Here is a 14,385-nt window from a genome sequence, read left to right as displayed (position 1 = left end):
GGGATCCGGTGCCGTCGGCGGGCGTCATGGAGATGACAAGGAGGGGGCCGCTGGGCGAGGCGGGCATGGCCGCGGGCTCGGGCCGCGTCGGGCTGGCGACCGGGGAGCGGGGCGTCGTCGTCGGCGAGGCGGGGGACTCGCCGCGCCCGGTCTGGTGCGGACGGTCCGGCGACCGGTTCGGACTGGGCGGCGCAGGGGTGCCGGGCGGTGCCGGGGAACCGGATGACGTCTCGGTCGGTGCGACGTCGTCTTCCGGAGTGCGGTCTCCGTTGGCGCCAGCCGGCGCAGGGCCGGTGGGGGACGGCGTGGCGCGGGCGGGCGGTCCGGCCGGCGGCCGGGTCGCGGCGGTGATCGTCATGGGGCCGGGAACGACGCCGGTGACGGTGTAGCCGGCCGTCCAGGCGAGGACCGCGCGCAGGTAGCTCGCGGACGGGTTGTAGCTGTAGATCGCGGCGTGCAGGTCCGCGGTGACGGTGAGGTCCCGGCCGCCGAGGCAGAGGTAGGTGGCGGCGGTGAGGGCGGCGTCGTCGACGTTGTTCGGGTCGGCGCGGCCGTCGCCGGAGCCGTCGCGGCCGAGCGCGGCCCAGGTGGTGGGGATGAACTGCATGGGTCCGACGGCCCGGTCGAGCTGGGTGTCGGTGTCGAGCCGCCCGTCGTCGGTGTCGCGGATCAGGGCGCGACCGTCGCGGCCGTCGAGGACGGGTCCCAGGATCCGGCTGGTCAGCGTGCCGTCGGCGGTGACGGCCCGGCCGTGGGCGTGGCCGGACTCGACCCGGCCGATGCCGGCGAGCAGCTCCCAGCGCAGGTGGCAGGCGGGCCGCTCGGCGGCGAGGCGGGCCTGGGCGCGGTGGTACGCGGTCAGCATCCGGTCGGGGATCCGCCGGTCCGCCGCGCGCAGCACCACCGTCGGTGACCCCGTCGAGGGGGAGGGGCTGGCCGGCGACGCCGCCGGGGTGGGTGTGCCTGCCGGCGTCTCGGGCGGCGTCGGCTGGACGGCGGGCTGCAGCGGGGGCAGGTCGAGGTCGTAGTCGCGCGTGGGCGGATGTGCCTGCGTCCCCGGGGGAGTGCCCGTCTCTGACACCCCGGCCGCCGTCGCGGTCGTGGTCGCCGTGTGGGCCACGGCGCCGGGCGTCAGGCACAGGACCGCGAGCAGGCCGATCATCGGTAGGGCGGCGAGGACGCCGGTGGAGCGCGGTGCCCGGACCACGGGGCGATGACGACCCCCGGGGTCCGGATCCGCACGGTGGCGTGCGCGACGAGTGGGGGCTCGCCGATGCCGGCTCATGCCGAATGCCTCCCTCAATACCCTCGCGTGGATACGGACTGCCGTTCGCGCGGCGCCGAAGTGGGCGCGCGAAGAACGCCGCCCGATGAATGACCAGGCCATTCATCGACGACGGTCGTCACAGAAGCGGTGGCCGAGACGACCGCACATCGCCGTGCGATCCAGATGGTGTCCCGGGGAAGCACTGTGGCATGACCGAGAGCGGCCTGTCATCCCATTCGACAAAGAAGTTCCCTACTGCCCATAACGATCAATGACGGGCTTCCTACAGGACGTGATCGATTTGGCGTCGCTATACGTGTCCGACGTTGGGCTGATGGTGAAGAAATCAACGCCCAGGGGCCGCCATGTTGCGTCACGGTAACACCCCACTGAGTGTCCCAGATCACAATCGGTACTGTTAGTTACAGGTGTGCTGTACATCTGCGCGGGTTTCTTCACGCACCGCTTCGATGTGCCGGTCAGACTGCCGGTCTTCCTGCGGAGAGTAGTCGTCGCGGGGGATCTGGATCGGTGTCCCGTCACGCTGCGCAGCTCTACAGCAAAGCAATTGCTGGCATCGACGCTGTACCGCGATCCACACCGCTGTCATTTTCGGTGCTCGGCGCGGTCTGCCGTTCCCCTCGGCGGCCGCGCCCATTACCGCGTGCGGAACCCTTCGTTTCCGGTGGATCGGAGTTGGTGTGATGCGGGCTTCTCCCGTGCGTTCTGGCTGGTCATTCACCCGTCTACTCACGCTCCTGCTGGTTGCGGCGCTGGCCGTGACAATCGTCCAGTTCGTCCCGGCCGGGCGAAGTCCGGCCCAGGCCGCTCCGGCGGGCGCCGGCGGCCAGGACCCCCCGGCCGCCACCGGGCCGGCCGAGCGTCCTGATCTGGTCTCCGCGCAGCTCGCGGCGCACGCGGAGAAGCGGCGGATCGAGGTGACGGACGCCCGTTCCGAATCGACGTCGACGTTCGTCAACCCGGACGGGACGATCACCGTCGACTCCTACTCCGGGATCCGGCGGGTGCGCCGCGGGGACGGCTGGGCGGACGTCGATCCGACCCTGGTCCTCGCCGATGGCAAGGTCACGCCCAAGGTGGCCAAGGCGGGCATCGTGCTGTCCGCGGGTGGGAAGTCGGCCGGGGACGTGGCGACCCTGGTCGACGGCACCCGCGAGGTCGCCTTCGGCTGGCCGACCGCTCTGCCGGCCCCCGAGCTCAAGGGCGACACGGCGACCTACCACGATGTGTCAGCCGACACGGACCTGGTCGTGAAGGTCGTCGCGACCGGTTACGACGTGCGGATCGTGGCCCGCACCCCGGCCGCCGCGCAGGCGGCGCTGCGTCTGCCGATGCGCCTCAAGGGCCTCACCGCGGCCCGCGAGGCGTCGGGCGAGCTGCGCCTGTCTGCCGGCGGGAAGGTGACGGCGCGTTCGCCGGCTCCGTTGATGTGGGATTCCCACGTCGACCCGAAGGCCAAGCTGCCCGATCACACCCACGGCGTCGACGCAGCCCTGGAGGGCACCTCCGCGGCGCCGACTCTGGCGCTGAAGCCGGACAAGGGCTGGCTGACCGACCCGGCCCGCCGGTACCCGGTGACGATCGACCCAGCCGCGACCCTCGCCGACAACCTCGACACCGACGTCAACAACGCCAACCCGACGACGAACTACGACACGAGCGACCAGCTCCGGGTCGGGAACTACCTCGGCGCGGCGGTCAACCGGTCGTTCCTCAGCTTCGACGACTCGGCGATCAAGGGCCGGCACGTCACCTCGGCCGTGCTGAACCTGTGGCAGGAGGGCTCGGCGACCTGCACCGTCGAGCCGACGATCGTCCAGGGCGCGGGCGGCATGGGTGCCGGCACCACCTGGAATACCCAGCCGAGCAGCGACGGGATCACCTGGGGCACCGCCACCTTCAACAACGGCGGCTCGTGCACCGGCTCGGGTGGCACGAACATCGACATCACCGGTCTCGTCGACGCCTGGGCGCACAACGGCTTCCCCGCGCCGGAGACGCTGACCATCCGCGCCCCGAGCGAGACGGACGCCAACCAGTTCAAGTACTTCTACTCCGGCGACACGCCCCTCGCCCCCCACATCTCCACCACCTACAACTCGTACCCGACGACGATCGCCGGCCGCTTCACCAGCCCCTGCTCGGCCCAGTGCGGCGGCACCCCGCCGACGGTGATCACGAACGCGACGTCTCCGACGCTCAGCGGCTACACCACGGACGACGACGGCGGCACCGTCCGGATGGACTTCGAGGTCTGGGATTCCGCCGGCACCACCAAGATCACCGGGGGTTCCACCGACTTCATCGTCCAGAACACCCAGGGCTCCTGGACGGTCCCGGCCGGGCTGCTCACGAACGGCACCAGCTACGAGTGGCGGTCCCGGGCCTTCGACGGCACGGACTACTCGACGGCCTGGTCGTCGTGGATCCCGTTCACCATCGACACCACGGCGCCGTCCGCACCCACTGCGCTGACCTCGACGGCCTGGCCGTCCGGTGGCTGGTCGGGCACGACGTCCGGCACGGTGTCGTGGACATCGCCCGGTGGGGACACGGCGAGCTTCCTCTACGGCCTCGACGAACCGTCCCCGTCCACGTCGACGACCGGGACCGCGAGCGCGACGCTCACCCCGACCGCCGGCCTGCACACCTTCTACCTCCGCACGGTGGACAAGGCCGGCAACCTCTCGCCGGTCGTCACGTACAAGTTCGGCGTCGGCACCGGCGCGCTCGCCTCGCCCGAACCGCAGTCGCGCGCCCAGCGATTCGTCACCCTTCGTGGTGAGGCGCCGAGCAGCCAGGTCTCGGTCGCCTACCACTACCGCAAGGGCACCGACCCCAGCCTGCCCTGGCTGGACGTGCCGACAGGCGCGGTGACCATCCAGGGAACGACCTCGCACCCGACCTGGCCGGTGTCCCGCAACAGCTCCGGGCTGTTCGACAACCAGGTCTGGAGCCTGCCGACGACCTTCGGTGGCAACGACGGCCCGGTCCAGGTCCAGGCGTGTTTCGCCACCTCCGGCGGCACGATCACCTGCACCGCGGCGACGACCTTCCAATACACGATCAACGCCTTCAGCGACACGAACGCCACCACGAAGGTCGGCCCCGGCACGCTGGCCCCGCTGACCGGCGACTTCGCCGTCTCCGCGACGGATGTGTCGTTGCCGACCTACATCGGCACCCTGGCCGTCGGCCGAACCCTGACGACCCTGACGCCGCCGGGCGCGACGTCGACCCCGGCGGGCGTGTTCGGCCCGGGGTGGACGTCGAACATTCCCGGCCCGTCGTCGGGCTCGGCGAACCGCACGCTGACCGACAACACCGACTCCGGCGGCTACGTCACGCTGACCTCCGCCGAGGGCGCCCCGGCCGTCTACACCCGGGTCGGCTCCGGCAGCTACCCGTACCACTACGCCGGCGTCGCCGACACCGCCGCCGACGGCTCGACCCTGACCAAGGACTCCGCCACCCAGTTCACCCTCACCGAGGTCGACGGCACCCGGACGACCTGGAACACGGCGACCGTCGGCGGCACCACGATCTGGGTCGACGACCGGGTGATGGAACCCGGCAACGCCAACACCTCCACCTTCACGGTCGACGCCCAGGGTCGCACCACCCGCATCCTCGCCCCCGTCCCCGCCGGCGTGACCTGCACCGGCACCCTCGGCGCCGGCTGCCGGGCGCTGACGATCAGCTACGCGACGTCGACCACGGCGACCGCCGATGGCGGCGATCCGGCGACCTGGGGTGACTACACCGGGCGGATCAGCTCGATCTCGATGTCGCTCAACGGCGCCGCCCCGGTCGAGGTGGCCCGCTACAAATTCGACACCACCGGACGGCTGCGTGAGGAGTACGACCCGCGCCTCGACACGGCTGGTGGCGGCCATCTGGCGACGCTCTACTGGTACAGCGCCGAGAACCGGGTCCAGGGCTACATCCCGCCCGGCCAGGAGACCTGGAACTTCAACTACGACAGCTACGGCCGGCTGATCAGCCTGACCCGGGCCCGGCCCGGCGGCGCCGGCAACGCCACGCAGAGCATCGTCTACGACATCCCGCTGACCGGCGGCTCCGCGCCTGTCGACATGTCGCCGGCGGCGGTGGGCACCTGGGGCCAGCAGGACCTGCCGTTCTTCGTGACGGCCGTGTTCCCCGCGAGCCACGTGCCATCCTCGCCGCCGGGCGCGTCCGACTGGCCCTACGCCGACCTGACCTACATGGACGCGAACGGCCGCGAGGTCAACGCCGCGTCCTACGGCGCCGGCGCCTGGCAGGTCACGACCACCGAACATGACGCCCGCGGCAACGTCATCCGCACGCTGTCCGCCGAGAACCGCGACCAGGCATTGTCGCCGACCGCGGACACGGACCCGACGGTGGCCGCGCTCACCGACTCCGCTGCCCGCGCCCAGCTCCTGGACACCGACATCAGCTGGTCGTCGGACGGGGTGGTGCCCGTCGACTCGTACGGGCCGAAGCACCGGTACGTCACCAACGGCGGAACCCGCACCTCGGCGCGGCTGCACACCCACACCGACTACGACCAGGGCGCGCCGGGCGGCGGTGCCATTTACCACCTGCCGACGACGGTGACGACGTCCGCCTACGACGGCAGCGCCGACACTGACACCCGCAAGGTCATCAGCGGCTACGAGGCGAAGACCGGCGGGGACGCGGCGACGTCCGGCTGGACGCTGCGCAAGCCGACGGTTGTGACGACCTGGATGGGTGGCTCGGATCCGGACGTCGTCCGTACGAGCTACTACAACCTGGCCGGGCAGCCGGTGGAGGTCCACCAGCCGAAGGCGAACGCCGCCGGCACCGACGCCTTCACCACGGTCACCTCCTACTTCACCCCGACCGGCACGGGGAGCTGCGTCAACGCCTCGTGGGCGGGCCTGGCCTGCCGCGAAGCCCCCGCGGCGCAGCCGACCTCGGGGAACCCGCTACCAGCAACGACCTATACCTACAACAACCTCAACGAGCCGCTGACCGCGGTCGAGACGGTCAACTCCACGACCAGGACGACGACCACCGCCTACGACACGGCCGGTCGCAAGACATCGGCGGGTGTCGCCGTGAGCCCCGCGGCCGACGGTGGCGCCACGGTGCCGACGGCGACCTACGGCTACAGCCCCGACAACGGCCAGCCGACGACGACCACCGCCGGCGGGATCACCCTGACCACCGGCTACGACACGTGGGGCCTGGTCACCTCCCAGACCGACGCCGACGGCAACACCACATCGACCGGCTACGACATCGACGGCCAGACGTCGACCGTCAACGACGGCAAGGGCGTCTACACCTACACCTACGACGGCAGCACCGAACACCGCGGCGTCGTCACCTCGCTGAACGTCGGTGCCGGCTCGGCACCGTCCACGTTCACCGCGACCTACAACGGTGACGGCAAGGTCGCGACCGAGACGTATCCGAACGGCCTGGTCGCGACCAGCCAGTACGACAACACGGCCAGCCCCACCGCGCTGACCTACGCCAAGTCCGGGACGATCTGGCTCGGCTACAGCGAGATCGACAACATCAACGGCCAGGGCCGCATCGTCGGCACCCCGAACCAGGGCATCGAGTACCTCTACGACCCCTCCGGCCGCCTCACCCTCGCCCGCGACGTCCGCGCCGCGAGCGGCGCCCAGACCTGCACCTCTCGGCGCTACGCCTACGACCTCGACTCCAACCGCACCGCCGAGACCTCCTACCCCGACGCCGGTACCAACGCCCCCGGGGCGACCTGCAGCACCTCGACCACCCCCACCTACACCCTCACCCACAGCTACGACCAGGCCGACCGGCAGACCGACTCCGGCTACACCTACGACCTGTTCGGCCGCACAACCACCGTCTCCGCCGCCGACGCCGGCGGGACCGCGCTCACCGTCGGCTACGCCGCCGATGACATGGTCGCCTCCGAAACCGCCGGATCGACCACCCGCACCTACACCCTCGACCCCGCCCGCCGCGTCCGCTCCTGGACCCAGGGCTCGACCACGTCGACGAACCACTACACCGGCGACACCGCTGACAGCCCCGCCTGGATCGCCGACAGCTCCACCACCTGGACCCGCAACATCCACGGCATCGGCGGCGGCCTCGCCGCCCTCCAGGACAACACCGGCACCGTCACCATCCAGCTCGCCAACATCCACGGCGACATCGTCGCCACCGCCCCCGACACCACCACCGCCAGCTCCACCAGCTCGTTCCAGGAATCCAACGAGTTCGGCAAGCCCTACACCCCCGCCACCGCCTATCCCCGCTATGGCTGGCTCGGTAGCCAGCAACGCTCCCACGACACCCTCTCCGGTGTCATCCTCATGGGAGCCCGCCTCTACAACCCCACCACCGGCCGCTTCCTCCAGACCGACCCCATCCCCGGCGGCTCCGACAACCCCTACGACTACGCCCACCAGGACCCCTACAACTCGTTCGACCTCGACGGCCGCTTCGCACTGGTTGCAGGGCTAGTTGGATTCGCCGTCGCTGACTGGTGGAACCCTGCGGGCTGGGCCGTAGTCGGCGTGGTCGGCGCCTACGTGGTGTACCGAGTAGGCAAGCAAATTGTCTTCGCGAAGAAATCCGATAATGGTAGAGTCGAGGCAGCGCCTCCGGCCAGCTCTCCTTTCTGGAAGAGCTTGAAAGTATACAAGAACTCCGTACGATACAATGGAAAGAACGGAAAAGCTAGACGGTACTATCAGTGGGACAATCTTCATGGGGATGTCGAAGTGTGGGATTCTAAGGGAAACCACCTCGGAAGCGCAGACCCGGAGACCGGAGAAATATACAAGCCCGGCAAAGGGCACAAAATCAGATGGTAGGGCTGTCGAGAGATAGCCCGTTTTCCATCAGTAGGCCGTACGGGTTTACGAAGATGACTTCCTGAAGTACACATTTTACCGCCAAGGGCGTGGGGGTCTGTTTCGTCGATATTTCGAAGAAGAAAGGTCGCCAATCAGGTCGCCCGCGCCCTGTGGTAGCTGAGTTCGCACCATAACTGGGATTGATCAACTTTTGGCTCAGGGTGGGAGGGGGCTGGCGAGCTTTGCCTTGACAAGGCGCTCTCCAGCTTCCTCCCGGTCCGGCATCCAATCCAGGTCTGGGAGCGAACGAGGCTGTCAAGGGTTCGCGTAGATGGGTACGCTGTCGGAGGATTAGAGATCTGCGCCTGGCTCGACGTGGCGCGCCCGACCGCACCGCGCGCGTTGTTGGAGCGCCGGATGCGTTGAAAGGCTCAGGTCAGTGTGGGGCGGCCCGAGGGAACATGTTGGATGCAAGCCCAGCACTGCGCCTCCGGTCGAGCTCACCCCAGGCCCAGTCTGGGGCAGACCTGGGTGATATGTCTGCTCGGTGTACCCTGGCCACAGGAGCGTGATCGGAGATTTTTGTGTGCATGGAGCCAGAGCCGCAGGCGGGTTCGGCCGGGTCCTCCGCGCCGCGCCGCGGGTTCAGCAGTGCGGAGCAGCAGCGGATCATCGCGGAGTACGAGAACTCGTCGCGCGAGGAGAGAGACTCGATCCTGCGTCGGGAGGGTTTGGCGCAGCACGCGGCACGTATCGCGACGCTGGACCTCCGTCGCCTCGGCTATAGCAGTCCAATACCGATCGCTCTGCTTGCGGACACCGCCGCCGCTCTGCTGGCCGACGAGTTTCAGGTCGGCGACGACCATGAGTTGATCAAGGCTGTTTCCAGGGCGGTGTGCGAGCGTGCGGATCAGCAGCCAGACGGCCAGTTCCCGCCGTCGGTTCCCGCACCCTCAAGCACCAGTTACCACCCGGGCGACTGTCCCGATGAAGATATCCTCCGCGCTCGTTGCTACTATGTTCCACCCGCTGGGTTCTGGGAAGCGGTCAGCCGTCACGCTCAGACCGCCGAAGATCTGCGTGCCATGGGTCGATCCGCTGCGAGCCGCCTGAGGCTACGGTACGCTGATCAGCTTTACCGGCGGGCTGGGAATGCCGGCAGTGCCGAGGCGTGGTGGGACCTGGCGCGGCTTCGTGAGGAGGCCGGGGACGTCGACGGTGCGAAGAACCTCTACCTCCAGGCCGCGGCGGCGGGGAGCCCCCAGGCGTTGAGCCACCTTGCCGAACTTCGCGAGAAGGCCGGCGACGTCGACGGTGCGAAAAACCTCTACCTCCAGGCGGCGGACGCCGGTGACGAGGACGCGCTCGGCGAGGTGACGCGTCTATACGAAGAAGCCGGGGATCCCGATGGAGCCGAACAGGTCGCTCAGCGGGCCGCCGATTCCGGCGATGCCGGACCGTTGATCTCACTGGCGTTGATGCGGGAAAGAGCCGGGGATGGCGAGAGCGCCGAGCGACTATATCGGCGGGCTCTGGACACCGGCGACACGTACGCTCTCTGGGACCTCGCACGCCTACGCGAAGAGGCCGGCGATCGCGCTGGCGCCGAACAGTTCGCCCGTCAGGCGCTACGTTCCGGTAAATCGGCTGTCATGCGGAAGCTGGCCATCTTCCGAGAGGATGCCGATGATCTCGATGGGGCGGAATCTCTGTACCGGGAGGTCGGAGCTGCGGGAGACCCCAACACTTCCTATGATCTTTCGCGGATACGAGAGAAAGTCGGAGACCCCGACGGAGCTGAAGAAATCGCCCGCCAGGCCGTCGAATCCGGAGATTCCGATCCATTGTGGCACCTGGGCCGGATGCGCGCAAACGACGACAACTATGCCAGCGGCAAGGAACTTTATCTCCTGGCATGCGACGCCGGAAATTCTGAGGCGATGAGAAGCCTCGGCTGGATGCTCGAAAGGGAGGGAGACCTGGCTGGCGCGGAACAGTACTACCGTCAGGCCAAAGACGCCGGAAACTCCGACGGCTTCTGGGATCTTGCGCGCCTACGAGAGGAAGCCGGAGACCCCGACGAAGCCGAGGATATCGCCCGCCAGGCCGCCGAATCCGGCGACACCAGAATTCTATGGCATCTTGCATTGTTTCGAGGGAAAGGGGAGGACCCCGACGGAGGGGAGCGACTCGCATTGCTAGTCACAGACGCGGGCGACACGAGGGCGCTCCGGGAGCTCGCTGAGGGCCACAAGGATCCACGCTGGGAGAACTTGCTGCGGTTCGGACTCGACCCAGACGGACGATTCTCAGATCCCTGGTGGTGAGGGGCCCCTTCAGGGTGCCACTCCCGTCCCGCCTGAGTGAAGCGCCCGACCAGCTCCTTCTTCTTCGTGTCGACACTGATCACCGGGTCGCCGGCAGCCAGGAACCCGGCCGCGGTGGCGTTCAGGTGACGGAACTGGGCATCACGGTCGGGACCGGCCCCTGGTTCCCACCCGCCGCACACCCGGCCTGAACAGCACACTCAGCCACGACCTCAGCTGAATCGTCGAGTTCGTTCCCGCCGCCGGCGGCGGTGTGGCGCGGGCTCTGAGGGGGGCTGGCAGCTGGCCCTGGCGGCCGTGATGTCGGCGGGTTCGGATGTGGGAATGGAGCGGCATCGTCGACGCCAGCCTGTAGCGCGGCCCACCGCGGTCGACTACTACGGCGAGGCCGGCCGCCGCCTCATGCCCGGTGCCACGAATGACGGTAACGTCGGCATGAATAGCAGCAGCAGTGAGGAGCAGCCGTTGCCTGAGGCTGAGCGTCAGGAGTGACGTGAGTGATCGGGCGATCATTGATGATCGGGATGCTGGTGGATGACAACAGCTGTCGCTCGGGGCGATGTGATCAGAGTGTTTCGCGGGAAAATGCGTCGGGTCGGCGGGGAGTGGGACCGATTGGTCGATCCGGGCCGCACTGTTGTCGCCGTCTGCATGAGCAGGTGACGTTCGCCTGCGGCGATGGGCATGAGGATCCTGCGGACTGCCCGGATTTGTTGATCGGCTTTTCCCCGAAGTATCAGGAGTACGGGATCCGGATCCATGACGGGGAGGGTCCTGGATTGAGATCAGGCATTGCCCCTGGTGTGGGGCCAGGCTGCCGAAGTCCAGGCGTGGCGAGTGGCACAGGGCCCTGGTGCGACGTGGGATCGACCTGGGCGAGGACGGGGTGCCCGTCGAGTTCGAGGACGAAAGCTGGCTGCGCGGAAGAAAACCGTAGGCAGGTGCTCCATGAGGCCCGCCCCGGCGGTCACGGGGGAGGGCCGTCGAGGAGGGAGGCCGCGACGGTGCGCAGGGCGGCGGCGAGGCGGTCCTGTGCACCCTCGCGGAGCAGGCGCAGGATGGGCTCGCTCTGCAGTGCGCCGAGGAGGATGTGCGCGAGAAGGTCGGCGTCGAGGTCGGGGCGGCCAGCGGCGAGCAGCTCGCTGGTGTGGCTGTGCCAGAAGTCGTAGACCGGCCGCTCGCCCGGCGGGGTGTCCGGGTGGCAGGCACCCGAGGGCGTCGAGGCCGGGGCGGCCGAGGTTGAGGTGATGGCGATGCCGAGGGCGGCCATCAGGCCCTTGTTGCGGCCGACGACGGTGGCGATGGCGGTCACGAAGGCGAGCAGACGCTCGCGGGGAGGCGCGCCGGGGCCGAGCGGCGGTGGCGCGGTGCGCACCGCGTCCTCCAGCGCGTAGGCGCGCTCCTGCATCAGGGCCAGGAACAGGCCGTTGCGGCTGCCGAAACGGTGGAACACCGTCCCCTTGCCCACCCCGGCCGCGGCCGCGATCCGCTCCATCGAGACCTGCTCGGGCCCCAGCGTGGCCAGCAGCTCCTCGGTGGCGGCCAGAATGGCGCGTCGGTTGCGCGCCGCGTCCGCCCGCTCGCCCCGTTCCGGCGTCATCGCCCTCCTTCCGCACGGCGCCGCGGGTCGACCCGCACAGGTCGATGGACACACCACACCGTGGACAACTGGACCAGCGGTCCAGTACGGTCAACCTGACCGGTAGTCCAGTTCCGTCGACCCTACCCGGAGAGCGACATGCGTCGAGTCCGCTACCACGCCTACGGCGAACCCGAGGTCCTGACGATCGAGGAGACCGATCCGCCCGAGCCCGGCCCGGGCCAGGTGCGCCTGCGTGCGGAGGTGATCGGGGCGAACTTCGTGGACACCAAGCTGCGCCGCGGTCCGGCGGCGGGTTCGCTGTTCACCAGGCCGCTGCCCGGTACGATCACCGGCGAGGTCGTCGGCACCGTGGATGCCGTCGGCCCGGACGCCGACCCGGGCCTGCTCGGGCGGCGGGTGGCCGCGCTCACCGAGGACGCGTTCGCCGACCAGGTCCTGGCGGACGCCGCCTGGCTCGCCCCCGTGCCGGACGGCCTCGACGACGGCGCCGCCAGCATGCTCCCGATGGGCGCCCCGATCGCCCTGCGCCTGCTGCGCCTCGGCCGGCTTGGCCCCGGCGACACCGTGCTCGTCCACGCCGCCGCCGGTGGCATCGGGCACCTCGCGGTGCAGGCCGCGAAGCTTCTCGGCGCCGGCACGGTGATCGCGGCCGCCAGCTCGGCCGCCAAACTCGACTTCGCCCGTTCCCTCGGCGCCGATGTCGGCGTCCTCTACACCGAGGACGACTGGCCGCAGCGGGTGCGCGCCGCCGCGCCGGGCGGTGTCGACCTGATCCTCGACTCGGTCGGCGGGCAGACGCTGCGGCGCGGCGTCGACCTGCTCGCCCCGCTGGGCCGGACGGTCGTCTACGGCCTCGCCGGCGGAGTCGACGCGGATCTGCAGGTTACGAGCCTGTTCCGGCTCGTCTCGGTGACCGGTTTCTCGCTGCTCGCCTGGCGCGCCGCCCGCCCGGAGCAGGCCCGCCAGGACATCACCGAGGCCACCGAACTCTTGATGGACGGCCGGCTGCGTACCACCGTGCACGCCCGGTTCCCCCTGACGGACGCGGTCGCCGCGCATCACCTGCTCGAAGCACGCGCCAACCTCGGCCGCGTCCTGATCGACCCCTGATCTGATCAGCACGGCCCACGGACCACGGGTCGATGGCCGCAGACAGCAGGCGGGCCGCCGGTCCGCGGGGGCTGCGAGGTCAGTGGTGCGCGAGGCGGTAGCCGGCGAGGACGATCTCGTCCAGATCGGGGTCGTCGTCCTCGACGTAGCCCTCGTAGATGAAGCCGAACAACGCGCGCAGGGCGTCCTCGGCCATCTCCAGCGGGTGGAACGGCAGCGGGTAGGACGGGTCGGGGTCGTCCTCGTCGATCTCCACGGGGCGCCGGCCGGCCCAGTAGTCGGCCTCGAAGGGCAGCGGCGTGCCGGTGTTCTCGAGGATTCCCGAGTCCGGGTCCACGCTGAGCGCGCGGCGCAGGGTGCCGTCGGCGTCCCAGATGGCGTAGGCGAACCAGTCCACGGTGCTCAGCATGGTGTGCAGGTAGAGGGTGCGCCCGCGGGCCTCGGCGCGGAACGTGCCACCGAGGCGTGAGGGCCGGTCGTCGACTGTGAGGTCCTGGGTGCAGATCACCGTCAGGCCTGGGAAACAGGCGGCGTAGAGGTAGCCCTCGGGCGGGTAGGCGTGGTCGAGCAGCGTGCCGTCGCCGATCTCGACGACGCGCCGGCCGGGGTGCAGACGCTCCACCAGCGCCTGGGTGGCGTCGCGATCGATGGCGGGGGCGGATCGCAGGATCTGCCGAACATCGCCGCCGTCGGCGTAGAACAGCATCGAGTCTTTGGCGCCCACCAAGGCCCCTTTCCGTGTTGGACAGCAGGTTTCGGACACCGTACCGGCAGCCTCCGACATTTCACGCCCGGTGAGATCAGCCGAGCAGCTGGTCGAGGTGGTGGAGGAGCGCGGGTATCGGGGTGCTCGCGATCGGGGATCCGGGCTTCGCGGGCCCGGCGTCCCGCGGGGCGGGGCCGGTGCGGCGCAGGAGGTCGATTGCCCGTTTCAGCTGGCTGTTCTCGCGGGCGAGGCGGCGGATCTCCGCATCCTGACGGCGGACGTCGGCCCGGCCGCGCTCGGCTGGCGGTTCGGCCTGTCGCAGCCAGAGGCGCAGCGTCTCGGCGCTGACGGCGAGGGCGGCGGCGACGGTCTGGATCGTCGCCCATTCCGAGGGGTACTGCGGCCGGATGCGACGGACCTCGGCCACAGCGTGCGTGCGGAAGGCGGGGGAGTAGCGGGTGGGGCGTCCCATGATGTCTCGATTCGCTGCGGGTCGCCGGGCGGCGGGGTGCCATCCGGTC

The 14,385-nt window shown here is 69.6% G+C and carries 7 protein-coding genes and 2 pseudogenes; 4 read left to right on the top strand and 5 right to left on the bottom strand.

All coding sequences use genetic code 11. From position 1 onward, the window contains the following. The coding region (locus C1A33_RS09035; RefSeq protein WP_243407340.1) for a lytic transglycosylase domain-containing protein at positions 1-1,207 on the bottom strand (1,207 nt) is incomplete at its 3' end. A gap of 839 nt (positions 1,208-2,046) precedes the next feature. Between C1A33_RS09035 and C1A33_RS37385 the strand changes: the two genes are divergently transcribed. Both C1A33_RS37385 and C1A33_RS09025 read left to right on the top strand, forming a co-directional pair. Continuing rightward, positions 2,047-8,136 (top strand): DNRLRE domain-containing protein, encoded by a 6,090-nt coding sequence (locus C1A33_RS37385; RefSeq protein WP_279354601.1) that lies wholly within the window; start codon positions 2,047-2,049, stop codon positions 8,134-8,136. 572 nt (positions 8,137-8,708) lie between these two features. After that, on the top strand, positions 8,709-10,445 hold the full coding sequence (locus tag C1A33_RS09025; protein WP_101831068.1) for an SEL1-like repeat protein: 1,737 nt from the start codon (positions 8,709-8,711) through the stop codon (positions 10,443-10,445). Here C1A33_RS09025 and C1A33_RS09020 read toward each other — a convergent pair. Continuing rightward, positions 10,445-10,612: pseudogene (locus C1A33_RS09020) on the bottom strand (ISAzo13-like element transposase-related protein); the annotation flags it as partial. The gene C1A33_RS09025 and the pseudogene C1A33_RS09020 sit on opposite strands and share 1 nt — an antisense overlap. 348 nt (positions 10,613-10,960) lie before the next feature. On the opposite strand from C1A33_RS09020, the pseudogene C1A33_RS37850 reads away from it, so the two are divergent. Then, positions 10,961-11,382: pseudogene (locus C1A33_RS37850) on the top strand (DUF6980 family protein). 30 nt (positions 11,383-11,412) lie between these two features. Here the strand turns inward: C1A33_RS37850 and C1A33_RS09010 are convergent. Then, a complete protein-coding gene (locus C1A33_RS09010; RefSeq protein WP_101831067.1) occupies positions 11,413-12,045 on the bottom strand; it encodes a TetR/AcrR family transcriptional regulator in 633 nt (210 codons plus the stop codon). 138 nt (positions 12,046-12,183) lie between these two features. Between C1A33_RS09010 and C1A33_RS09005 the strand changes: the two genes are divergently transcribed. Next, complete coding sequence (locus tag C1A33_RS09005) at positions 12,184-13,158, top strand: quinone oxidoreductase family protein (protein ID WP_101831066.1); 975 nt, start codon at positions 12,184-12,186, stop codon at positions 13,156-13,158. Positions 13,159-13,237: 79 nt separating this feature from the next. Here C1A33_RS09005 and C1A33_RS09000 read toward each other — a convergent pair whose 3' ends face one another. Both C1A33_RS09000 and C1A33_RS08995 read right to left on the bottom strand, forming a co-directional pair. Continuing rightward, the gene (locus tag C1A33_RS09000) at positions 13,238-13,882 is read right to left on the bottom strand and encodes a DUF6928 family protein (protein ID WP_101831065.1); all 645 of its coding nucleotides are present in this window, start codon (positions 13,880-13,882) and stop codon (positions 13,238-13,240) included. A 76-nt stretch (positions 13,883-13,958) separates the two neighbouring features. Beyond that, positions 13,959-14,385, bottom strand: a 427-nt coding sequence (locus C1A33_RS08995; protein ID WP_207770228.1) for a transposase, incomplete at its 5' end; no start/stop codon positions are given.

Source organism: Frankia canadensis (genome assembly GCF_900197875.1).
GTDB lineage: Bacteria > Actinomycetota > Actinomycetes > Frankiales > Frankiaceae > Frankia > Frankia canadensis.
The sequence above is the reverse complement of the archived record's forward strand: the minus strand, read 5'-3'. Positions and strand labels throughout refer to the sequence as shown.

Bases quoted from the DNA above. Each gene is read 5' to 3' on its own strand.
- C1A33_RS09025 (WP_101831068.1), top strand. From the start codon at position 8,709: ATGGAGCCAGAGCCGCAGGCGGGTTCGGCCGGGTCCTCCGCGCCGCGC.
- C1A33_RS09010 (WP_101831067.1), bottom strand. From the start codon at position 12,045: ATGACGCCGGAACGGGGCGAGCGGGCGGACGCGGCGCGCAACCGACGC.
- C1A33_RS09005 (WP_101831066.1), top strand. From the start codon at position 12,184: ATGCGTCGAGTCCGCTACCACGCCTACGGCGAACCCGAGGTCCTGACG.